Below are 23,050 nucleotides of genomic sequence, written 5' to 3' on the forward strand. Positions count from 1 at the left end.
CGGTGGTGTGAGAGGTCGGATAATCAATTAATGGTTATCCTCCTACTCGATTATAAGATTTGTATGTATAGGATGTGGAAGGATAAAGATTGGAGTAGTCTCCAAGGTTATAAGAAGGTATAATAAAAAGCGTTAGAAGATAGCTTAAGCTATAATGAAGAAAAGGAGAATAGAAATGAGTAAAGTAGATGAGGCATTAGCATTATTCAAAGAAGGATTTTCATGCTCACAAGCAGTATTTGCTACTTATGCAAAGGACTTAGGGATGGATTATAAGATGGCACTTAAGGTATCTCAAGGATTTGGAGGTGGTATGGCTGGAATGCGCGGGGAGTGTGGCGTGGTAACTGGTGCATGCATGGTGATTGGATTATTATATGGACGTACTGAGGCGAGTGATGGCGCAGCAAGACTTAAAACATTTAGACTTGTAAAAGAATTTTCAGCACGTTTTAAAGAAAGAAATGATAGTACTGTATGTGGTAAGCTCTTAGAAAATAAATCAGGGACACATTATGAAATGTGTAAAGACTTTGTAAAGGATGCTTGTGAGATTTTAGAAGAACTTATTGGAGAAGATTTATAATATTCAGTACACTTGAAGAGAAGCCTTCGTAAAAAATAAACAGTAACAAATTAGAGACATTGTTATAACGAAAGTCTGTAGGAAGAAATTCACGAAACAAAGTAGATTTTTATAGGTACATAGTGCATTGATAAAGCAAATATTTTTACATTATAATAAGAGAGTAATCAAATCCTATTTTATAAAAAGGGCCAAGCCACGCGAAAGTGTTGCTTGGCCTTTTGTTTTTTGTGAAAACAGTAATTATTTCATGAAAAAGCTTAATTTTATAAGGTTACTTTAGAAATTGGGATGATTTATTATTAACATAATAGATTATAAAATTAATGTTGATAATAAGGAGAATGAGATGCTAACTAAGGTACTGGCAAGAGATGTATTAAGCACAGCAAAAAATAAAACTAAAGAGTATTTTAAAGGTTGTTTAAATGAAAAATTAGTATATGATAGTCGATTTACAGATGTAAGCTTAAAGCATGTAATAGCTATGGGTGGTTTTACTTTTCAAGTACCTGCCATTAAGGAAGTGCTTAAAGATGAAATCGTTAGCAAGTATTTTGAAGGTTTAAATGTGAGAGCATCACATTTATTTAGCATTGATGAAACATGGACTCATGTTAAGTACTATACATATGCAGATGAAGTAATCAAAGAGCAAGCTTTAGACCACCAAGTGGTAGAACGTATATTAAATATTTGCAAGGGATATGAAAATTGGGCTGGAAGTATCAATGAAAAGGGCGAACATGTAATAGAACTTACAAAACCTATTCCAGGGCCTCACTTTTATACCAATATGCTTTTAGGCAATCGTATGAACTTTGACCTAGCACTTCAATCTACGCCTAAAAGTGTGGTGGACCGATTTGGCGCAGGAAGTTTTAGAGCACATGCGGCGGTACAAGTACTTGCTACAAGATGGGATATGCTACCAGAAGAAAATGGTTTTCCAGCTAACAGGCAGTTTTATATTGTAGAAGACGGCAAACAAATCTTTTATTCAGCAGATGTATTAGATGACAATATAGAAAAGGCAATTTGTAAGCATGGACAAAATCATACGGTTATAGAATATAAGACAAAATGTGGTTTAAAAATTGTAAGGACTATTTTCTTAGTACCACAATATGAAGGGTTACCCATTGCAACGGAGCTGCAACGTATTGCCATTACGAATACAACAGGACATAGGCGAAATATTAAGATTGTTACAACAGGTATGTTAGCAACAGCAGTACCAGGTGCTTTAATGGAAGATGTGGTTTATTCAACTGTTATTATGCAATCACAGCTTATAAATGATGAAGAAGGACACTTAATGGCATATGTTCCTAAATATTACCCAGTAAATGCAAAGGCAGATGTACGATTTACGACAGTTATGGCATATGAAAAGGGTGTAAAGAAATATGCTACAGAAGTCTGCACACAGTACAGTGAATTTATTGGTAGTGGCAGCTTGTATAAACCTCAAGGTGTAAGTAAACTTTCTAATCGCTTAAATACAAAAGGACCAGGTTTCTTTGCATTAGGATGCAGCCTAGAAGCAGATGCAGATGAAACGGTTTATGTGGATCATTTTGTAGGGCTTGTATCAACACTAGAAAACAAAGAAGTACCGGAGGATGTTATAAATCAAGAAATCATGAATTTACACAGTAAGTTTGCTGTACAAGAAATGGCTGAGCGTGCATTAGAAGAACAGCTTGAAAGCTATAATAAGTATAGTACTTATTTACAAGTAAAAACGAAAAATGTAGATTTTGACCGTTATATTAATAAGAATTTACCATTCCAAGTTTTATATCAAACCTTCGTTTCGCGTTCATTTGACTTAACACAAAAGGGCTATAGAGAGATTGGATTTAGAGAAATACAAGATATCTTTGTTTCTGAGTATTACCTTATTTCTATGGGAGAAAGAGAATATACAAAAGCCTTATTAAGGGAATGGATTGAAAAGGTATTTGAATATGGCTACTGCTATCATAACTTCTTCTGGCAAGGAAAAGAAGCCGGCAAATGGTCAGATGATGGTTTGTGGTTGGTACAAGCTGTACATCGTTATGTAAGCTATAGTGGTGATGTAGGCTTTTTAAATGAAGAATATACCATGCCAGAGACAAATGGTAAAAAACGCAGTGTTTATGAAACTTTAAAAGCAATTGTAAAGTATTCTTCTGAGATTTCAGTAGGTGAACATGCCTTCCCACTTATTGATTATGCGGATTGGAATGACTGCCTAAAAGTAGATGACGACTTCTTAACAGGAAAGCAAAAAGAAGAAACAGGAGGTCCGTTTAAAGGCTACTCTGAAAGTGTCATGAATGCTTTCTTATTAAAATTAGCAATGGATGAGATGGAAGAGTTTGCTGTAATGCAAAAGGATGACGCTTATAGCACACACTTAGCTAAGTTAAATGCGACATTAGCAGAAAACATTCAAAAGTATGCATGGAAGGAAGACTTCTTTGCAAGAGTACTCTTTAATAGATTTGGAGAAGAAATCACCTTCTTAGGTGGTAAGAATGATGGATTCTCTTCAGACGAGAATATTAATGGGACATACTTCTTAAATTCATTCAGCTGGTCAATTTTATCGAATTCAGCCACTGAAACTCAAATTGCTACTATGCTAGATCAAATTGAAGCATATCTTAAAACACCATATGGCATTAAGCTTATGAGCCCGACAGATCTTTCAAAAGTAGCAACTAAAACAGCAACAGGAGAGTACTTCCCAGGAGATAGGGAGAATGGTGGAATCTTTAAACATGCAACAATGATGGCGACAGCAGCTATGCTCCAAGCTGCTAAAACAGTAGAAGATAGGACACTTGCGAGCAGGCTTAGAGATATGGCTTACTGGATGGTAGACTTAGTATTACCTTATAAAACATTAGAAAATCCATTTGAAGTATGTGGGAATCCAAGATGGTGTACACAATACAATAACAGTCAAACCGGTGAGAACATCGGCCCTACATTAAGTGGAACATCAACATGGCTTGCAATTACTTTATTTGAGATGTTGGGAATTAAATATGATAAGGAATCACTTATCCTAAATCCACTATTAGATGATAAAGAGGAAAATGTAGCATATACACTTAGATACTACAGCTCAGAATATACAATTCGCATTATCAAAGAGACAGGTCTATACCGTATAAAGGATAGTAAATATCAAGTATCTGTAGATGGGATGTTACTGGAGAAAAATCGTATTAAGTTAACGGATGATGGCAGAAAACATGAAGTTGTATTAACATTTGAGGCATAGAAGACCATAAGTAAAGGGGTTATTTACATGACAAAAGGTTACACATTTGTAGATCATAAAGGCACATTTAAGATGATGCATCCAGAGAAAAATAGTTATGCGTATTTTCCAATTGCAAATGAAGCAGGGGTAATGTCTTGTGTGACACCTAGTTTAGATGGGGACTGTAAAATGGGACAAGATACATTTTTACTAGAACCTGTAAGCAGTGAAAACCTCCATAATAATAAATCATCTAGAAATTTCTGGGTATATATTGAAGGGATGGGTGCATGGTCAGCTACAGGTGTATCGGCATTGCAGCAAGCACAATTATTTACTAGTGAAAAAGAAGATACAAGTCTAGAGGCTGGTGTTATGTGGCATAGGTTAAAAAGGAGGTCAGATAAAGTAGGATTAGAGGCACAAATTACTTCTTTTGTGCCAAGTACAGAAGATACAGTAGAACTTATGAAAGTAACGCTTACAAATATAGGTAGCGCGTCATTAAATTTAAGGCCTACAGCAGCTATTCCGCTATATGGACGCTCAGCAACCAACTTGCGAGACCATAGACATGTGACATCATTGCTACATCGCATAAAAACTACAGCATATAGCGTCCTGGTAAATCCTACTTTAACCTTTGATGAGAGAGGGCACAAAGTTAATACTGTAGTATATGGGGTAGCAGGTGCTTCAGCCGTAGGAAAAGCGCCAGAAGGCTTCTTCCCTATCGTAGAAGATTATATTGGAGAAGGTGGTTCTTTTGAAGTTCCAGCCGCCATTATATATAATGAAATGCCACAAGTTATGGCAAATGCCTCATTAGAAGGTTATGAAGCAATGGGCGGATTATCTTTTGAGAAGGTGACATTAAAGCCACAAGAAAGAGTATCTTATATTATCGCCATGGGATTTGGAAAAAGTGAGGCGGACTTTGATAAGATGGTAGCGGCATACTTAAATGAAAAAGCCTTTGATAGAGCATTAGATGAAACTAAAAGGTATTGGGAACAAAAAATCAATATTTCATATCACACAAAGGATCAACAGTTTGATAACTGGATGTACTGGGTAAACTTTCAGCCTATGTTAAGAAGAATTTATGGATGTTCTTTCTTACCGCATCATGATTATGGCAAAGGCGGACGTGGATGGCGTGACTTATGGCAAGATTGTATTGCGCTATTGGCAATGGACCCTAGTGGAGTACGTAAGATGCTCATAGATAATTTTGCAGGTGTACGTTTTGATGGTACCAATGCTACAATTATAGGCAGTAAACAGGGTGAATTTATAGCAGATAGAAATAACATTACACGTGTATGGATGGATCATGGGGCATGGCCATTTTTAACGACAAATCTTTATATTCAGCAAAGCGGTGATCTTGAGTTTCTCTTAGAAAAACAAACTTATTTTAAAGACTTACAAATAAAGAGAGGGACAGCTAAAGATGAGTTGTGGTCAGTAAGTGAGGGCAGTGAACTGCTTACAGAAAATGAAACACACTATGAGGGGACAATACTTGAGCACTTACTGGTGCAGCATTTAACAGCCTTCTATGATGTAGGGGAACATAATAACTTTAAACTCCATGGTGCAGATTGGAATGATGCATTAGACATGGCAGATGAAAAAGGTGAAAGTGTAGCCTTTACAGCACTTTATGCAGGGAATATGAAGGCTATAGCACAGCTACTAAATGCGTTAAAGGTACGCTGTCATGTTAAGTCTGTAAAGATTGCAAAAGAGCTGCAAATGCTTATAGAGGAAACGCCAGATATTTATGAAAATGTGCGTGCTAAAAATAAGCTCTTAAGTGAATACTGCAAACAAGTGGCACATAACATAAGTGGTATTAAAGTAGCAGTAGATATTGAGATGCTTATGCAAAACCTTAACGCAAAGGCAGATTGGCTCTATCAGCATATAAGAAACGAAGAGTGGATTACAAATACACACGGTTATAGTTGGTATAATGGCTATTATGATAATCATGGCATGCGTGTAGAAGGAGACCATGAAAAAGGAACACGTATGATGCTTACAAGCCAAGTATTTACGATTATGAATAGTATTGCAACTAAGGAGCAGGTCGCAGAAATCGTTAAGGCAGCAGATCATTATTTATATGATCAATCAGTGGGTGGCTATAAGTTAAATACAGATTTTAAAGAGATAAAAACAGATTTAGGCAGAATGTTTGGTTTTGCTTATGGTACTAAAGAAAATGGCGCGGTATTTTCTCATATGGCAGTTATGTATGCCAATGCACTTTATGAAAGAGGCTTTGTGAAAGAAGGATTTAAAGTTATAGATACTCTTTATAAGCATTGCATTGATTTTGAAAGGAGTAAGATATATCCTGGTATTCCTGAATATATTAATGGTCATGGAAGAGGACTATATCATTATTTAACAGGTGCAGCAAGTTGGCTCATGCATACAGTAGTGACACAGATGTTTGGGGTCAAAGGTGAAATAGGTGATTTAGTATTACAGCCTAAATTGCTTCTTGAACAATTTGACAAACAACATAAAGCAAGTATAAGCCTAAATTATGCAGGAAAAGAACTTGAGGTGGAATACATAAACAATAATCAAAAACAATATGGCTTATATAAAATACAAGACGTGTCTATTAATGAGGAAGCATATGAATTTAAAGATAGTAAGATAGCAATTAGTAGAAAAAAATTAGAAGAACTAGCAACAGATAAGAAACATAAAATAAAAGTCATTTTAAATTAAATTTATAAATTAAAAGGGTTGAATTACAAATTCAACTCTTTTTGCTATAGAACTATAAAATAATTATATAAAATAGTATAATAGTTAAAAGGTTTTAAGTATTTTAAAGCATGAAGATAGGGTGTGGAGATATGTTTAAAGTGCAGCTAGTAGATGATGAACCTATTGTAAGAAAAGGTCTTAAGAAATTGATTCCCTGGGAAGAGATGGGGTTTCAAGTTATTTGTGAAGCAGAAAGCGGTGAAGAAGCATTACAGCAGCTTAAGGAACAACGCATAGATTTAAGCATTACAGATATTGAAATGCCAATGATGAATGGAATGGAATTTATGGCTAAGGCGCGAGAAATGGAATACAGGGGGGAAATAGTTGTATTAACAGCCTATGGTGAGTTTGAATATGCCAAAGGTGCGATTAAATATGGCGTGGTTGATTATATTTTAAAGCCGTTAGAGGAAAATAAAATAATAGAAGTGTTAGGCAATGTAAGAGAAAAGTTATTGTTAAAGCGTCAAAATGAAGACATGTATAAATTACTAAAAGGCAGAGAAGGAAAGGAACGTCAGTTTTCTAGAGAAAAGGATAAACAATTAATAAAGTATATGATTCAAAGTGATCAAAGGACATTTGAGGTACTAGAAAGTATTGTGGAAGAAGAAAAAGCTTATGGGAACATGGAAGTTGCTAGTATGTGTGTAAGGTTTTCATATATTTTAGAGGAAATTGTTTCGAGAATACAAGAGAAATATACATACCTCGGCAAGTTAGAAAACATAGAGAGTTATTTGCAATATGGGCAAAATGAAATAAAAGAACAAGAGGTGCTGATAGAACGCTTTAGTCAGAAAATCATAAGTTTATACAACATTTTTAAAGACAGTAAAGTAATGTATAAGGATAATGTGGTAATGCAGGCGTGTCAATATGTGATAGAGCATGTTGATGAAGAAATTAATTTAGCTATTATCAGTGAGAAATTAGCTATCAGCAAAAATTATTTTTGCACACTATTTAAGCAAGAAACAGGAGAAAACTTCTTAAACTTTGTAACAGAAATGAAAATGCGACGTGCTAAATTTTTACTGAAAGAAAAGAATCTAAAGGTGTATGAGGTCTGTGAGCTCATTGGTTATAATGATACCACGTATTTTACAAGGTTATTTAAAAAATATACACAGATGACACCTAATGAATATAAGAAAGCAGCGTACGAGCAATATGAATAGGCACATAAGGGAAAAGCGTGTACATAGTATTAGCTGGGTGCTGATGAGAAGTTATTTCATAACAATGAGCATTTCTCTTACATTAGGCGTATTTTTGTTTTATTTTGTGTTGCAAAAGGAAGTAAGTTATAAATTTCAAGTGGGAGATGCACAAGCTTTAAATACATTTTCATATTTCTTGTCTAGGAAAATGAGTGAAAGTGAACGTATCTCATATAATCTAGCCATTGATGACAGGTTGCAGAATATATTAAGATATGGCGGTGAAAAAGTTGCAAATGGTATCAGTGAACTTTTAAAGGAAAATATTATACAATGGCCAGATGTAAAATCTATTCATATTATAGATGCAAATGGAAAGGTTTTTTCGGAGTATCAAGAACCTACCTATACAAAAGATGATGCTTTGTTTATTTCACAATTTGACTTAAATAAGGTAGAGAGCAGAAAAGGCGGAACTTATTGGGGAATAGGAAAAAATGTATTGGAAGGAAAGAGTCAGCTCACCTTTTATATGGCAAGACTTATTAATTCGAAAGAAGATATGAAGCCTCTAGGCTATATAGTAGTCTATTTAGAACCTACAGGTATAGAGCAGGGGTGTAATCAGATTTTAAGAAATATCAGCTTAGATGTAATGATTAGGGATGAAGTAGGGAATGTGGTTTGTATGCCTAACAATAATAGGCTGCAACGTTTAAGAGATGAGATTATATGGGAAGAAAAACAATATTACGCAGTAAAAGAAGAACATAAGAACTATCATTATATTGTACAGCCAATAGATATTTTAGACGGATATATTGTAGGGATGAATCATGAGGCACAGTCCAATAATAATATCAGTATCATTTTGATTTTTGCAGTTATGAGCAACATTATATTTATCATTATGGCTTCTTTAATTATTAAGAGGAAGGTTGTTTCACCACTCAAATACATAGCAACTAAAGCCAGAGTAATAGGAAAAGAGAAAAAACTTGATGTTAAGTTTACCATAGAAGATGGTTACTCAGAGGTTTACGATATTATTTATGCCTTAGATGAAATGATGGAGCAAATTAATGAATTGGTGATAGATGTTGCACAAAGAGAAAAACTTCAAAAACGCTTAGAGCTTTCGATTATTAATCATCAGGTAAAACCTCATTTTTTATATAATACGTTAAATACGGCAAGTATATTGGTAGCCATAGAAGAACAGGACGCTGCCATTGAGCTGATAAAAACGTTAGCGAAGTATTATAGAGCTTGTTTGAGCAGTGGTGAAGACTGTATTACAATTGCTGAGGAATTAGAAATTGTAAAAGAGTATATTAAAATTGCTATTATTCGTAAGCCTAATAGTGTAGTGATTAATTATGATATAGATGAGGCAACCTTGAAATTTAAAATTCCTAAGATTACGATTCAATCACTTGTAGAAAATAGTATTAAATATGGTGTAAAAAAAGTAGGCGTGCCTGTACAAATCAGTATTACAACACGTTTTAATCAAGATGAAAACAAGATGATGATTATAGTAGAAGATGATGGGAATGGCATATCTAAAGAAGTTATTCAAAAGGTCCTTCAGGGAGAAAAATTAGATGTTAAATCAGGTTTTGGTCTTAAGGCGATGATTGCAAGGTTGTTGTTATACTATGACGTTAAAAGTACAAAAGAAGTCATAAAAATTGATTCAAAGTGTGGAGAATATACAAAGATAATATTAATGATTCCAATTTGATTGTATAAAGTGATTAAAAAAGTGTTAAAAGATTAATTTTTTTATGTATTATCGTAATTTTGTTAAGTTAAAAATATGTAATTAAAATACTATAATTTACTTATCAAATACATAAAAAGGGTGAGATAAATGAAGAAAAAATTATTACTTAGTCTTTTAGCAACAGTAATAGCAGCTTCACTTGTAGGATGTGGAGGCACTAGTAAGTCAGTAGCATCTAATGCAGAAGGGACAAGTGCCGCTCCAAATGGGGAAAAAACAGTTGTCACTATGTGGATTATGCCTAATAGCGGCACACCAGATCAAGACCTTATGGAAGTCTTACAGCCATTCTTAAAAGAGAATCCTGATATCGATGTACAACCAACTGTTTTAGACTGGGGTTCAGCATGGACCAAGCTTACAACAGCAGCCACAAGTGGCGAGGGACCAGATATTACTCAATTAGGGACAACACAAATTGCAGCTATTGCAGCTATGGGTGCTTTAGAAGATTTAACACCTTATTATGATCGTTTTGGCGGCGAAGAAGCTTTCGTAGATGCCACACTTCCAACAACACAGATTTTAGGACAAGGTGAAGAAAGATATGCCCTGCCATGGTTCATTGATACAAGAGCACTTTTCTATAGAAAAGATATCTGTGAAGCAGCGGGTGTTAATCCAGAAACAGATTTCAAAACATGGGACAGCTTTAGAGAAGCGCTTACAAAAATGAAAGATGTAGAAATTGATGGTGTAAAGGTACCACCACTTGGAATGCCAGGAAAGAATGACTGGAATGTTATTCATAACTACGCACCATGGATTTGGGGTGCAGGTGGAGACTTTATTGCAGAGGATAATAAAACAAGTATTATTAACTCAGATGAAGCTTTAGCAGGTGTTTCATATTATGCAGAACTTGCAATTGATGGCTTAATGAGCATGCAGGCATTGGAGAAAAACTCCGCTGAGATTGAAGCAGCTTTCAATGCAGGTGAATTTGCAACTATTTTCTCAGGTGCTTATGAAATTGCAACATTAAGAAGAGAACAACCAGAACTTGCTGAAAAAATTGGTACAGCTTCATTCCCAGAAGGGCCTAAAGGAAAATATGCTTTCTTCGGTGGTAGTGGACTTAGCGTCTTTAAAAGTTCTAAAAATAAAGAAGCTGCTTATAAAGTACTTGAATATTTAATGAGTACAGATGCACAAGTTGCATATCAAGAAAAGTGTGGTAACTTACCAACAGTTAATGCAGCTTATGAAACAGAGTTTATATCAAATGAAGAAATGCGAGAGGCTTTTAAAGAACAAATAGCATTTGGTAAAGCGTATCCTTCAGTAGCAGGTTGGGGACCATCTGAAACACTACTTCAAAAAGGATTAAGTAATGTATGGGATAATGTTATGGGTGTATTTGGTAAATATGATCCAGCTAAGACTAAAGAATTCTTAGATCAAACAGCTAATGAATGTACAACAATTTATAGTCAGCAATAATTTGTGATAACAAATATTAAGATGTCATTTTGATTACATGATAGATTATGGTAGGAGGTCAGAAAAATGGCTAAAGCAGCGAAAGATTTAAATAAAAATGTAGTAGCTAAAAAAGGTTTATTATCACAAATTAAGAAGAATAAATTAGCATATGGCTTAATAGCGCCAGCATTAATTGCAATGTTTATTGTTCACTTGATTCCAATTGTTTCAGGAATTTGGATGTCTTTTTTAAAGCTTAATCAATTTACGCTTCATCAATTTTTAGGAGCGCCTTTTGTAGGACTTGAGAACTATGCAACAGTATTATTAGACCCTAATAGTACCATGCGCTCAGGATTCTTTGATGCCCTTAGAAATACAGCTATCTTTGCTGTAGTATGTAGTATTTTAGTAATAGGAATTGGACTATTGCTAGCAGTATTACTGAATAGAAAATTTAAGTTTCAAGGACTTGCTAGAACATTATTAATGACACCATGGGTAGTACCTTCTTTCGTTGTAGGTTTACTATGGGGATTTATGTGGCAGCAAGATGGTATTATTAACAAGATACTTGTAAATGTTTTTCATATAATTCCAGAAGGACCTTATTGGCTTACAGGACCTAAGGTAATGATTGCCATTATGATTCCTACGATATGGCGAACAGTGCCATTTGTTATGCTCATGCTTTTAGCAGGGTTACAACAAATCCCAATTGATTATTACGAGGCAGCAGAGATAGATGGTGCGAATAGTTGGCAGCAATTTAAAGCAATTACATTACCATTATTAAGATCTGTTTTATCAATTCAAATATTAAATGGTATTATTAGCTATGTTTATTCATTCAATATTGTAGCTATGATGTTTGGACATGGTGCAGGATTCCCAGGTAAATACGGTGACCTTCTTATGACCAATATCAATCGTAATTCATTCCAGATATGGCAGTTTGGACCTGGTGCAGCAGCGACCGTGATCGTTATGATTTGTGTGCTAGGATTAGTAGCACTATGGTATAAAGTATTCCAAAATGATTTGGTGGTGAATGACTAGTGAAAAACGGAGACATGACAAAATACAAAAAAAGAAAAAAAGTAATTGATAATATTGGAACAGTCATTGTTTGGTTATTTGTAGTAATAGCGCTTTTTCCTATCGTATGGATGATATTAACCTCATTAATGACACAAGGAGATATTGCAACAGGTAAGATTGGGATTCCTAATCATTTTGAAAATTACATTGAGATGTGGCAAAGTGTAGATTTCTTCAACTACTTTAAAAACAGTGTTATCGTATGTGGGGCAACAACAGTTATAGCACTGAGTATTGCGACCTTTGCGGGATATGCGGTGGCAAGATTTAAGTTCCCAGGGGCAGGGATATTTGGTGCGGCAGTACTGGCGACACAAATGGTACCAGGAATTATGTTCTTACTACCCCTGTATCTTATGTTTATCAAAATACAAGATACATTGGGTATTAAAATTATCAATACATATGGGGGATTGATTTTAGTATATTCAGCATTCTACATACCATTTAGTATATGGATTTTAAGAGGTTTCTTTGCTGGGATTCCAACAGAACTAGAAGAAGCAGCCATTATAGATGGATGTAGTAAATTTGAGGCATTCCTAAAAGTAATTTTACCAATTGCAAGAATTGGTTTAATAGCGACTGGTATATATATTTTCCTTATGGCATGGGATGAATTGCTATTTGCATGGGTACTTACAACTTCATCAGATGTCGCAACTATTCCTGTAGGAATTAGACTATATGTTGGTAATTATCAAAATAGATATGATTTATTAATGGCTGCAGGCTGCGTAACAACATTGCCACCGCTTATTATATTCTTTGGACTACAAAAACAATTTATAAGTGGTATGACAGCAGGCGCAGTAAAAGCTTAGAAAGAAAAGTTAATAATTTACTTTAAAAATACAAAGGAAGTGTTGCGAAACTAGCCAAATAGTTTTGTAACACTTCCATTTGTGGCTTTTTGTATATTATAGGGATAGTAAATAATTACAGCAAAAGGGGTAAATGAAAAATGGAAGACGATAAACTCATAAATAGAATAATTATTGGCGTAGTGGTTTTCTTAGGGCTTATTTTAAGTTTATTATTATTTAGAATTTATTCCGATGTACAAAGGAAGCAGAGCTATAGTTTTCAAGAGAAGGACAAGAAAAATATAACTATATGGACTATACATGGTGATATACAGACGATATTAGAAGAGGTCGTAAAAAAATATGAAACAGAAGATATAAGTTTTGAAATTACCAGTTTTAAAAATGAAGTTTATCAATCTACTATTCAAAGTGCAGCCATTACAAATCAGTTACCGGATATATTTTTTGCATGGGGATATGGCTGGCTAGAGAAATATGTAAAGTTTGACCTAGTAGCGGACATAACAGATGTCGTAGAAGAGACAGGGCTAAAAGAGAAGTGCTTACCCTATACGTTAGAGGGTGTTACTTATGATGATAAGTTGTATGCTATGCCTACCTATGGGTGGAATGTAAGCTTATTTTGTAATGAAGAACTCTTTAGAGTCTTAGATATAGACTATCCGACGACATATGATGAATTTATTGAGGTTATTAAAGCATTTAAGGCTGAAGGCATGGTGCCACTTGCTGGGAGTATGAAGGAGGAATGGGTTAATTCCTTATATTATATGTCACTCGTACTAGGAGAAGGAGAGTTACAAGGTGTTTATGATGCTGCATTAAATCATAAAAAATTTAATACGCCACAGTTTTATAATGCAGCTAAAAAGATGCAAGAAATCAATGGGCTTATGCCATGGCAATCAAACTATATAGAAGATGATGGATACGATGCGTGCTACTTATTTACACAGGGCAAGAGTGCCATGCTTTTGTATGGCAGCTGGGCAGCTTCTAGCATTGAGGCAGAAGATTCTAAGGTAAAAGATATTGTAAAAGTCATACCATTTCCAAATGAAAATACGCGTTATGGTGTAGGTGGATTCGTAGATACATTTGTAATTAGTAAGAATGGCAAGATTTCTGAAGATAAAGAGCTTCAATTATTATATTTGCAGATTATGCAAGATGTCTCACAGCTTGCTATAGATAAGTATGGGATAGGACTACCAGCATATAAGGGACAAGAGATTAATAAGGCAAAGTTTCCAACAATGTATGCCTGTTCAACTATTAAACCCTCTAAGGGACAACATCCTGCTTATGACCAATTGTTTGGTGAAGGAAAGGGGCAAACATATTATAGGCTTTTAAGGCAACTCATAAACAAGGAGATAGATGCTAAAGAGTTTACTGCACAGTTGGCAAAAGAGTAAGGAGCTATTAATTTTATCCTGTTTTATCGTAACATTATCAACTTACTTGAAAGCAGCATTCTCTTTATACTTAATTTATAAAGACAATAAAAAAGAAAGGAAATAATTTATGAAATCCTATGTAGCTTTTATAGGCATGAGTTTAATACTTATTGGGTGTAGTAATGCACAGGCACCACAAAAAATAGAAAGTATGCAGACAAGTAAACTCTTGGAGGAGGAGATTACGGTGAGTAGAGGGATGAAGAATTTAAAAGGGACAGTTGCCTTAGAAACGCAGTTTAATGACTTTGAAGAAACACTTATGGAAAAGGCTAATGGTTGGACAAATGGGAGCATGTTTGATTGTACATGGCGAAGTGACAACGTGCAATTTCAAGATGGCAATATGATGCTTACAATCGACCAAGATGGAGAAAATACAAGTCCGAAGTGGTCTGGTGGTGAATATCGTACAAGACAAGCTTTTCATTATGGGATGTATGAAGTACGTATGAAACCTATAAAAAATACAGGCGTGGTTTCATCTTTCTTTACATATACAGGACCAAGTGATAACAATCCTTGGGATGAAATAGATATTGAATTCCTAGGAAAAGATTCAACAAAAGTACAATTCAATTATTTCACAAATGGTGTGGGAGAACATGAATATGTATATGATTTAGGATTTGATGCCTCAGAGGCATTCCATGAGTATGCATTTGAATGGCAGCCAGATTCAATTACTTGGTATGTGGATGGCGTAGAAGTATATAAAGCTACAGAAAATATTCCTCAGACACCTTCTAAAGTGATGATGAATACATGGCCAGGCATTGGTGTGGATTCATGGTTAGGTGCATTTGATGGAAAAACGCCACTTACAGCAGAATATGATTGGATGCGAGTGACACAATATAGTAATAAGTAAGGAGATTTACAAGATGAAACAGTACCAAGATGCTAAGAAGCAAATTTTATTTAACAGGAAACAAAAGCTTGGTATCTTAGTTGTAATTCTGTTAAGTATTGCCATTGTTATATGTATAGGAATATTGGTATATAAAGGATAAAAAATAAAAGAAAGCCAGCTATGAACGGTAATAGAGTTCATGGCTGGCTTTCTTATTAAAGTATATTAGAGATGCACTTTATTATGAAAGCGGTATTCAAGCGGTGTTTGTCCCACTATTTTCTTAAAGGTGTTGTTAAAGTAGCTAGAGCTACTAAATCCTGTCGTAAGTGCAATATCTAGGATAGAATCATCTGTATTTTTTAGTAGATGCTTGCTCTTTTCAATACGTACATTGTTTGTATAAGTGCAGAAAGACTGTTTTGTGACTTTCTTGAAAATAGTGCAGAAGTAGCTTTTATTAATACCGAGATAATCTGCAAGTTCCTGTAAGGTAAGGGGCTTATGATAGTTTTTTTCGATATAGATTTCAGCCTTTGTCACATGATAGCTGTATTCATCTTCTGGAGTAAGTGCAATAGGACAGGTTGTACGTGGCGTAGAACAAGGATGTAATACATTTGGCGTATCGTTCTCACAAGGAGATACAAGCTGACTTGAATAAATACTGTAGAGTAGCTCAGTCAAATGCGCCATGCAATGAAGTGGTTTAAAGACTAAAGCTTCCTTTGAAATATGTGAAGTGGTATAAGGTCCTATAATAAATACACCATCTGAAGGCACATCTGGGTTAATAAGGCAAGATGTTAGATAAATATCATCAGTAAGTGGATGATGAAAAATCTTTTGCGTTAAGGTATGCCTAAGAAGTTCTTCCTTTAGCTCAGATGTTAGGTAAGCTTTTATAATATTTAAATCTTGTGCTGAGAAACCATAAGTTGCAATTTCTTTACCTTCCTTATTAAAGGCACGAATAGGTAAATGGCTACAATGGTGAAAGTTTTCCATTGTAAGAGTAAGTGATGTCTGATCCAAAGTGAGGTCCTCCTATTCAACCTAAAAATATTACAAGAAATCTAAATATCGTATAAGACGTAATACATATTTCTTGTTAATATAGATTTATAAATGAAATTAATTATCAGTATATTATTCAAATATTATAACATTATTTGATTAGAGATGTCAAAGGAGGCTTACTTGTGAAGCACTGGATGAAGAAGAGATATCTTGCTGGCTTACTCATTATATTAGCAACAGTTTCTTTATTTGTAGGAGTAAGCAGCCTTACTTTAAATGATATTTTAACATTTAGAGAAGATAAGATTCAGCTCTTAATGATTAGTAGATTACCACGTTTAATTGCGATTATTGTTGCAGGGGTAGGACTTAGTGTCAGCGGTCTTATTATGCAGCAGATTAGTAGAAATAAATTCGTATCACCAACAACAGCAGCAACATCAGACTTTGCTAAACTTGGAATTTTAGTAGGGATGATTGCTTTCGGTGGAAGCGGACAAATGACAAAGATGATTATTGCCTTTGTTTTTGCAATGGTAGGGACAGTTGTCTTTATGAAAATGATTAAAGCCATTCAAATTAAAAATATTATTTTTGTACCGTTAGTAGGGATGATGCTAGGAAAGGTAGTTGGTTCAGTAACAGCTTTCTTCTCTTATAAATATGACCTTGTACAAAATATTTCATCATGGATGGAAGGAAACTTATCGCTGATTATGGCTGGAAATTATGAAATGCTTTATTTAAGCATTCCAGTTGTAATTTTAGGGTTTATGTATGCCAACAAATTTACAATTGCAGGGATGGGTGAGGACTTTGCCACAAACCTAGGGCTTAATTATAACCTTATTGTTAATATTGGTCTTGGAATTGTAGCACTGATTACTGCGGTAACAATGATTACAGTAGGGAATATTCCCTTCGTAGGACTGATTATTCCTAATATCGTTACAATGTATGTGGGAGATAACTTAAAGAATTCTCTTTACCATACAGCACTTTTAGGACCAATCTTCCTATTAATCTGTGATATTTTAGGCCGACTAATTATTTTCCCATTTGAAGTCTCTATTGGGATGATGGTAGGAACAATTGGCGGCGTAATGTTCCTTTATATGATTTTAAGGAGGGCAAAAAATGAAGGTTAAAGCCAAGGACAAAAAAGTATTATGCATATTGGCTGTAGCCAGTATTGCACTCATTGCCCTATTCTTATTTACAGGGCTTAATCCAAAGAGTTATAGTTATGCGCTTTCAAAGCGTATTCCAAAAATATATGCCATTATTTTAACTGGAGGAGCAGTAGGTTTTTCATCACTAATCTTCCAGACGGTAACAAACAATCATATTTTAACACCAAGTATTTTAGGGCTTGATTCCTTATACATGTTGCTGAATACAGCAGTTGTATTTCTATTAGGTTCAACGCATAAATTGATTGTAAATGCCAATGCCAACTTCTTATTAACTACAGGTGTTATGTTAGGGGCATCAGTTATTTTTTACCAGCTTGTCTTTAAGAAAAAAAGTCATAATATCTTTTTCTTATTACTTGTAGGAATTGTAATTGGTACTTTATTTGAGAGTTTCACGACCTTTATGCAAGTTTTAATGGACCCAGGTGAATTTTTAACGATTCAAGATAAGTCACAAGCAAGTTTCAATAATATCAATACCAAGGTATTAGGACTTGCAACAGTAATGATTGTAGGGTCATTCCTTTATAGCACAAAGTTCATGAAGGTACTGGACGTTATGGGACTTGGTAGGGAACATGCAATTAACTTAGGTGTCGATTATGACAAAGTTGTGAAACACATGTTAGTTGTTGTTGTAATCTTAACAGCGACATCTACAGCATTAGTTGGCCCAATTACTTTCTTAGGGCTTTTAGTTGTAAACATTGCAAGATATATGATGCATTCATATAAACATAGCGTGCTAGGAATTACAATACTGCTTATTAGTATTGTAGCTTTGGTAGGCGGTCAGTTCGTTGTAGAACGTATTTTAAGCTTCGGTGTCAGCGTAAGTATCATTATTAACTTTATAGGTGGTATTTACTTTATTTACTTATTAATGAAAGGACGTACACAATGATTCAGGTGAAAAACATTTCAAAGATGTATGGCAGTAAAAAGGTAGTAGATAATGTGTCACTGGAAATTCCAGAAGGAAAAATCACATCTTTCATTGGCCCAAATGGTGCAGGGAAAAGTACAGTACTTTCTATTATGACACGCTTAATGAAACGTGACGGTGGTGAGGTTTTAATTGACGGCAAAGAAATCACCGCATGGGATCAAAAAGCGTTAGCAAAGAAAATCGGGATTTTAAAGCAATCTAATAATATTAATATGCGCCTAACGATTCGTGAACTTGTAAGCTTTGGCCGTTTTCCACACTGTGGCGGTAACTTAAAAGCAGAAGATGAAAAACAAGTTGATGAAGCTATTGGGTATATGCAGCTTACTGATTTACAAGATCGTTACTTAGATGAACTCAGTGGGGGGCAAAGACAGCGTGCTTACATTGCTATGGTTATTGCACAAAACAGTGAGTATATCTTATTAGATGAACCACTTAATAACTTAGATATGAAGCATTCAGCAGAGATTATGAAAATATTAAGAAAGCTTGTTGATGAGCTAGGTAAGACAGTTATTATCGTAATCCATGACATTAACTTTGCATCATGTTATTCAGATTATATTGTAGCCCTTAAAGATGGCAAGATTGCTAAGGAAGGACCTACAGCAGAAATTATTCAGCAAAGTGTATTAGAAGAGATTTATGAAATGCCATTTAATGTCCAAAACATTAATGACCAAAATATTTGTATTTACTTCTAAGATAAGATAAACATAAAGTTTAGCAGAAATAAAAGCAGCTTTTAAAGCTGCTAAACTTAGGAAAAATAATGAGAATGAAATTCATAAATGATAAGAAGAGGCGTATGGCTTGTTGTTTGTGAAATCTATATAGAAAGATAAAACATAGAAATTAAGGAGATAAAAAGATGAATAAAAAATTAGTATTTACAGCACTTGCAGTTATGACATTAGCATTTACAGGATGTGGCGCACAAACAAGCACACAGGTTCCAGCAACTAGCACAGAAGCTACAGTAGAAACAGCGGAAGAAACAGGTACAGTAACAGTTGTACATTCATTAGGGGAAACACCAGTACCTAAAAATCCTAAAAATATTGTAGTATTAGAACTTGGTATTTTAGATGCGCTTTCTGCATTAGAAGTAGAAGTAGCAGGAGTACCACTTAGTAGTGCACTTCCAGAGTACTTAAATAGCTATACAGATGAAAGTGTTTATACAAATGTAGGTTCATTAAAAGAATTAGATATGGAAGCAATTTATGCACTTGAGCCAGAACTTATTATCATTGGTGGCAGACAAGCAGATTACTATGAAGAACTTAGCAAAATCGCACCAACAATCAATTTAGCAGTAGATAATACAGATTACATGGCATCATTTAAAACAAATATGGATTACTTAGGACAAATCTTCGGTAAAGAAGCGGAAGTAGCAGAAAAAGTAGCAGCAGTAGAAGAAAAAGTTGAAGCACTTACAGAAAAAGCAACTGAAATGGATGTAACAGGTCTTATTGCTCTTGCAAATGATGGCGCATTTAGCGTATATGGTCCAGGTTCAAGATTCGGAATTATCCATGATACATTTGGCATCAAACCAGTAGATGAAACAATTGAAGTTTCAACACATGGTCAAAATGCATCATTTGAATATATTGTAGAACAAGACCCAGATTACTTATTTGTAGTAGACCGCGCTGCAGTAGCAGGTGGAGGTACATCAGCAGAAGAATTATTCAGCAATGAATTAATGACAACAACATCAGCTTATAAAAATGATAACATCGTTTACTTAGATGCAAACGTATGGTATACAGCAGGTGGTGGATTCACAGGAACTGAAACGATGGTAGATGAAATTTCAACAGCTCTTGATAAATAGTAAAAAAGCATATTAACGCTTATAAAAAGCCTAGCACAATCTTATTCTAATGTATGCAATAGTAGAATGAGGTTGTGCTAGGCTTCTTTATTTAGATAATTTGGATAAGATTAAATTAGTGTATATAAGTAGTACTTACTAAGATGTTTTGTAGGATATCTGTTGGAATTTCAAATTCCTGAATGCCCATAGAACCAGGACCTACTGTATATTTATCAAAAGAAATCACAAGTTTACCTTCATTTGTGATATAGAAGGCTTGGTTGGCATCAATTTTATCAAAACCATCAATGCCATCTGAATCTTTTCCAATCCAGTAAGAGAGGCTCTCATCATTTGCCATACGGTCTTTCATTTGTGTTTTGATATTTTCTGAGATGACATCGATATAGCTCTCATCTTTAAACAGGCTAGGGAGCGTAATTAAGATTTCATTTTGTTTATCAATAGTATCATAAGTTATAGTTGTAGAAGATGAGGCAACAGTATTTACAACATAGCGACCTATAGAGAGAATTTGATCATTATCTGTTTTAACTTCAAAGCCAGAAGTTGTACCCAGATGGCCGCCTTCTGCATAAGTTTTCATATTTTCTACTTCTTTTTGAAACGCATCATAGAGTGCTTTGTTTTCGGCTAAGTATTTTTCATTTAGTGCATTTTGTAAGTCTTTATTTTCTAAGCCTTCAATAACAGGTGTATTTATTTGGGCGTTATAAGTGTCTTCATTAAAGTCAAATTGTCTAAAGGTTACAACCTCTACAAGTTTACCAAGGACAGGAATATTACTGAGTGATTGTGCAAATGTAGGACTTAAATTAGCAGTTCCTACGAAGCAAGCTGTAACGATAGCAGCAGTTGTACCAAAGTTTTTCATGTATTTTTTCATTTTAAATTTACTTCCTTTCTTTAACACAATTATATTTTCTGATAGAGGGTCACTTTCTGTGAAATCATGTAGGCCTTCTTTTATGGCATCTAAAACGATGTTGTCTAGTTCTTCAGGAATTTCAATGTTGTTATAGTAGTCATTAAGCTGCGTTTCAATCTCATGCATTTCAGATTTAGTAGCATTAAAATCCTTGATTTTTAAGTTTTGTGAATTTAAATTAGTTTGGTTTGATTTTTTTTTGCTCATAGGGCACTCCTTTTATATTTACTAGCTATTAAGCTTTACTTTCATTTTCTTTAAGGCACGATATAATGTGGACTTAACAGTACTAAGATTCTGGTCAATAGCAGAAGCAATCTCCTTAAGCTCTAGGCCTTCAAAGTAGCGTAGCATCACAATGGTTCGTTCATTTTCATTTAAGGCATTAAGCGCATCCTCGATTTCAAGGTGTTGATAAGCATCTTCCTGCGATGAAGATAAAAAAGGATTTGATAAGAATTCGCCTTCGGATGTTACTATGTAATGACCATGCTTTGCAAGATGCGTTTTACAAGTATTAATAAGAATACGGCAGAACCAAGTGTGAAGATATTGTTTATGCTTGAGGGTATGTTGATACTTTAATGCTTTTACTATGGTGTCCTGAATAATGTCTAAGGCATCTTCCTTGTTTTTCACATAACTATAGGCGATGCGATAATGCTGTGTTTTAGTTTGTAAGATATAATCAATAATTTCATTTTCCATCGTTTTTAACCTTCTATATGTGTTTATTTTACTTATTAGACTAGGACGGTATATGAAAAGTTTCAAGGAATAAAAAAAATATAGGAGGTTGTACACCATTTTTGAGGACAGGACATATGATGAATTGAAATAATATTCATCTAACAGGAGGCAATTATGGATAAGTCCATTAGTCTAACGCCATTTGACATCACAAGTAGCAAGGCACAATCAGAAATAATTCCAGAAGGTGTGAAAGATATTAAGGCACCTGATTTTTGGAATAAAGGGTACAAGGGGAGAGGTGTAACAATTGCCATTATAGATACAGGTGTAGAGGTGAATCATCCAGATTTAAAGGATAGAATTATAGGGGGAAGAAATTTTACTAGTGAAGATGGTGGAGATGTAAATAGATACAATGATTACAATGGTCATGGAACCCATGTAGCAGGCATTATTGCAGCTTCTGCAAATGGTACAGGCGTTGTGGGCGTTGCTCCAGAAGCAAGTCTTTTGATCTTAAAGATATTAGACCGCGATGGCAATGGGACTTATGAAAGCGCTATTGCAGCACTTAAGTATGCCATAACTCAAGGGGTAGATGTCATTTCTATGTCTTTAGGCGGACCTGTAGATGTACCTGAATTACATGCAGCTATTCAAGAAGCAGTAAGCAAGGAAATCGTTGTGATATGTGCTGCAGCTAACTCAGGAGATGGCAATGCATTAACTCCGGAGTATGCATATCCTGCTTATTATAGCGAGGTTATTTCAGTAGGCGCTGCTACAAGCAGTAAGCGCGTGGCAGGTTTTTCTAATTCAAATAATCAAGTAGATTTAATAGCACCAGGCGTGAATATCCTTTCAACTTATCTTAATAGTAGTTATGCCAGGCTTTCAGGAACCTCTATGGCAGCACCATATGTAACAGGAGCAGTAGCGCTGTTGATTAACTGGGGGATGGAACGATTTGGCAGGAAACTTACGGAATTGGAGATTTATGCACAGCTTGTAAGAAGGGCGGTTTCAGTAGGACTTCCAGCAACAGCAGAAGGGAATGGCATGCTTTATTTAACAGTGCAAGATGTACTTGAACAAATGTTAAGAAATAATAGGCTTACTTAGTTAAAAGCTGGTAGATTAG

19 protein-coding genes are annotated in these 23,050 nt (G+C 34.8%); 16 read left to right on the top strand and 3 right to left on the bottom strand.

Going from position 1 to position 23,050, the window contains the following annotated elements; translation table 11 throughout:
- The first annotated feature begins 175 nt into the window (after nucleotides 1–175).
- The 11 genes from AC1VAQ_RS14830 (at nucleotide 176) to AC1VAQ_RS14880 (ending at nucleotide 15,431) form a co-directional block, all read left to right on the top strand.
- Nucleotides 176–586: a C-GCAxxG-C-C family protein gene (locus AC1VAQ_RS14830; RefSeq protein ID WP_302597483.1), complete on the top strand. Its 411-nt coding sequence runs from the start codon at nucleotides 176–178 to the stop codon at nucleotides 584–586.
- A 349-nt stretch (nucleotides 587–935) separates the two neighbouring features.
- Nucleotides 936–3,869 (top strand): GH36-type glycosyl hydrolase domain-containing protein, encoded by a 2,934-nt coding sequence (locus AC1VAQ_RS14835; protein ID WP_479904093.1) that lies wholly within the window; start codon nucleotides 936–938, stop codon nucleotides 3,867–3,869.
- Nucleotides 3,870–3,896: 27 nt separating this feature from the next.
- The gene (locus tag AC1VAQ_RS14840; protein WP_479904094.1) at nucleotides 3,897–6,605 is read left to right on the top strand and encodes a GH36-type glycosyl hydrolase domain-containing protein; all 2,709 of its coding nucleotides are present in this window, start codon (nucleotides 3,897–3,899) and stop codon (nucleotides 6,603–6,605) included.
- 131 nt (nucleotides 6,606–6,736) lie between these two features.
- Nucleotides 6,737–7,831 (top strand): response regulator transcription factor, encoded by a 1,095-nt coding sequence (locus tag AC1VAQ_RS14845; protein ID WP_302597480.1) that lies wholly within the window; start codon nucleotides 6,737–6,739, stop codon nucleotides 7,829–7,831.
- Nucleotides 7,824–9,560 (top strand): cache domain-containing sensor histidine kinase, encoded by a 1,737-nt coding sequence (locus AC1VAQ_RS14850; protein ID WP_479904095.1) that lies wholly within the window; start codon nucleotides 7,824–7,826, stop codon nucleotides 9,558–9,560. Before AC1VAQ_RS14845 ends, AC1VAQ_RS14850 begins: the two co-directional genes overlap by 8 nt.
- Nucleotides 9,561–9,689: 129 nt before the next feature.
- Complete coding sequence (locus tag AC1VAQ_RS14855; RefSeq protein WP_479904096.1) at nucleotides 9,690–11,045, top strand: sugar ABC transporter substrate-binding protein; 1,356 nt, start codon at nucleotides 9,690–9,692, stop codon at nucleotides 11,043–11,045.
- Between the two features lie 66 nt (nucleotides 11,046–11,111).
- Nucleotides 11,112–12,086, top strand: a complete 975-nt coding sequence (locus AC1VAQ_RS14860) for a carbohydrate ABC transporter permease (protein ID WP_302597476.1) — start codon at nucleotides 11,112–11,114, stop codon at nucleotides 12,084–12,086.
- Nucleotides 12,087–12,100: 14 nt separating this feature from the next.
- Nucleotides 12,101–12,952 (top strand): carbohydrate ABC transporter permease, encoded by an 852-nt coding sequence (locus tag AC1VAQ_RS14865; RefSeq protein WP_479904097.1) that lies wholly within the window; start codon nucleotides 12,101–12,103, stop codon nucleotides 12,950–12,952.
- Between the two features lie 140 nt (nucleotides 12,953–13,092).
- Nucleotides 13,093–14,376 (top strand): ABC transporter substrate-binding protein, encoded by a 1,284-nt coding sequence (locus AC1VAQ_RS14870; protein WP_302597474.1) that lies wholly within the window; start codon nucleotides 13,093–13,095, stop codon nucleotides 14,374–14,376.
- A gap of 109 nt (nucleotides 14,377–14,485) precedes the next feature.
- Complete coding sequence (gene bglS, locus AC1VAQ_RS14875) at nucleotides 14,486–15,289, top strand: beta-glucanase (protein ID WP_302597472.1); 804 nt, start codon at nucleotides 14,486–14,488, stop codon at nucleotides 15,287–15,289.
- A 13-nt stretch (nucleotides 15,290–15,302) separates the two neighbouring features.
- Nucleotides 15,303–15,431, top strand: a complete 129-nt coding sequence (locus AC1VAQ_RS14880; RefSeq protein ID WP_302597471.1) for a hypothetical protein — start codon at nucleotides 15,303–15,305, stop codon at nucleotides 15,429–15,431.
- A gap of 65 nt (nucleotides 15,432–15,496) precedes the next feature.
- Here the strand turns inward: AC1VAQ_RS14880 and AC1VAQ_RS14885 are convergent, their stop codons facing one another.
- Nucleotides 15,497–16,306, bottom strand: coding sequence for a helix-turn-helix transcriptional regulator (locus tag AC1VAQ_RS14885; RefSeq protein WP_302597470.1), 810 nt, complete (start codon nucleotides 16,304–16,306; stop codon nucleotides 15,497–15,499).
- 167 nt (nucleotides 16,307–16,473) lie between these two features.
- On the opposite strand from AC1VAQ_RS14885, the gene AC1VAQ_RS14890 reads away from it, so the two are divergent.
- From AC1VAQ_RS14890 to AC1VAQ_RS14905, 4 genes are all read left to right on the top strand, one after another.
- Entirely contained in the window at nucleotides 16,474–17,439 is a 966-nt protein-coding gene (locus AC1VAQ_RS14890) for an ABC transporter permease (protein WP_330697549.1), read from the top strand.
- Nucleotides 17,429–18,391: an iron chelate uptake ABC transporter family permease subunit gene (locus AC1VAQ_RS14895; protein WP_302597469.1), complete on the top strand. Its 963-nt coding sequence runs from the start codon at nucleotides 17,429–17,431 to the stop codon at nucleotides 18,389–18,391. Before AC1VAQ_RS14890 ends, AC1VAQ_RS14895 begins: the two co-directional genes overlap by 11 nt.
- A complete protein-coding gene (locus AC1VAQ_RS14900; protein WP_302597468.1) occupies nucleotides 18,388–19,143 on the top strand; it encodes an iron ABC transporter ATP-binding protein in 756 nt (251 codons plus the stop codon). Before AC1VAQ_RS14895 ends, AC1VAQ_RS14900 begins: the two co-directional genes overlap by 4 nt.
- 167 nt (nucleotides 19,144–19,310) lie before the next feature.
- On the top strand, nucleotides 19,311–20,285 hold the full coding sequence (locus AC1VAQ_RS14905) for a siderophore ABC transporter substrate-binding protein (protein WP_479904098.1): 975 nt from the start codon (nucleotides 19,311–19,313) through the stop codon (nucleotides 20,283–20,285).
- Nucleotides 20,286–20,400: 115 nt separating this feature from the next.
- Here the strand turns inward: AC1VAQ_RS14905 and rsiV are convergent, their stop codons facing one another.
- Complete coding sequence (gene rsiV, locus AC1VAQ_RS14910) at nucleotides 20,401–21,423, bottom strand: anti-sigma-V factor RsiV (RefSeq protein ID WP_330697548.1); 1,023 nt, start codon at nucleotides 21,421–21,423, stop codon at nucleotides 20,401–20,403.
- Nucleotides 21,424–21,444: 21 nt separating this feature from the next.
- Nucleotides 21,445–21,924 carry an RNA polymerase sigma factor gene (locus AC1VAQ_RS14915; protein ID WP_302597466.1) on the bottom strand — a complete coding sequence of 160 codons (480 nt, stop codon included), beginning with the start codon at nucleotides 21,922–21,924 and terminating at the stop codon, nucleotides 21,445–21,447.
- Nucleotides 21,925–22,080: 156 nt separating this feature from the next.
- Between AC1VAQ_RS14915 and AC1VAQ_RS14920 the strand changes: the two genes are divergently transcribed.
- Entirely contained in the window at nucleotides 22,081–23,031 is a 951-nt protein-coding gene (locus tag AC1VAQ_RS14920) for a S8 family peptidase (RefSeq protein ID WP_479904099.1), read from the top strand.
- Nucleotides 23,032–23,050: the final 19 nt, after the last annotated feature.

Source organism: Cellulosilyticum sp., from assembly GCF_982396655.1.

What these genes read in the sequence shown, in the direction of transcription:
- AC1VAQ_RS14855 (WP_479904096.1), top strand. Translation starts at nt 9,690, where the DNA reads ATGAAGAAAAAATTATTACTTAGTCTTTTAGCAACAGTAATAGCAGCT.
- AC1VAQ_RS14840 (WP_479904094.1), top strand. Translation starts at nt 3,897, where the DNA reads ATGACAAAAGGTTACACATTTGTAGATCATAAAGGCACATTTAAGATG.
- AC1VAQ_RS14830 (WP_302597483.1), top strand. Translation starts at nt 176, where the DNA reads ATGAGTAAAGTAGATGAGGCATTAGCATTATTCAAAGAAGGATTTTCA.
- AC1VAQ_RS14920 (WP_479904099.1), top strand. Translation starts at nt 22,081, where the DNA reads ATGGATAAGTCCATTAGTCTAACGCCATTTGACATCACAAGTAGCAAG.
- AC1VAQ_RS14915 (WP_302597466.1), bottom strand. Translation starts at nt 21,924, where the DNA reads ATGGAAAATGAAATTATTGATTATATCTTACAAACTAAAACACAGCAT.
- AC1VAQ_RS14860 (WP_302597476.1), top strand. Translation starts at nt 11,112, where the DNA reads ATGGCTAAAGCAGCGAAAGATTTAAATAAAAATGTAGTAGCTAAAAAA.
- AC1VAQ_RS14865 (WP_479904097.1), top strand. Translation starts at nt 12,101, where the DNA reads ATGACAAAATACAAAAAAAGAAAAAAAGTAATTGATAATATTGGAACA.
- AC1VAQ_RS14880 (WP_302597471.1), top strand. Translation starts at nt 15,303, where the DNA reads ATGAAACAGTACCAAGATGCTAAGAAGCAAATTTTATTTAACAGGAAA.
- AC1VAQ_RS14905 (WP_479904098.1), top strand. Translation starts at nt 19,311, where the DNA reads ATGAATAAAAAATTAGTATTTACAGCACTTGCAGTTATGACATTAGCA.
- AC1VAQ_RS14850 (WP_479904095.1), top strand. Translation starts at nt 7,824, where the DNA reads ATGAATAGGCACATAAGGGAAAAGCGTGTACATAGTATTAGCTGGGTG.
- AC1VAQ_RS14900 (WP_302597468.1), top strand. Translation starts at nt 18,388, where the DNA reads ATGATTCAGGTGAAAAACATTTCAAAGATGTATGGCAGTAAAAAGGTA.
- AC1VAQ_RS14845 (WP_302597480.1), top strand. Translation starts at nt 6,737, where the DNA reads ATGTTTAAAGTGCAGCTAGTAGATGATGAACCTATTGTAAGAAAAGGT.
- bglS (WP_302597472.1), top strand. Translation starts at nt 14,486, where the DNA reads ATGAAATCCTATGTAGCTTTTATAGGCATGAGTTTAATACTTATTGGG.
- AC1VAQ_RS14870 (WP_302597474.1), top strand. Translation starts at nt 13,093, where the DNA reads ATGGAAGACGATAAACTCATAAATAGAATAATTATTGGCGTAGTGGTT.
- AC1VAQ_RS14895 (WP_302597469.1), top strand. Translation starts at nt 17,429, where the DNA reads ATGAAGGTTAAAGCCAAGGACAAAAAAGTATTATGCATATTGGCTGTA.
- rsiV (WP_330697548.1), bottom strand. Translation starts at nt 21,423, where the DNA reads ATGAGCAAAAAAAAATCAAACCAAACTAATTTAAATTCACAAAACTTA.
- AC1VAQ_RS14835 (WP_479904093.1), top strand. Translation starts at nt 936, where the DNA reads ATGCTAACTAAGGTACTGGCAAGAGATGTATTAAGCACAGCAAAAAAT.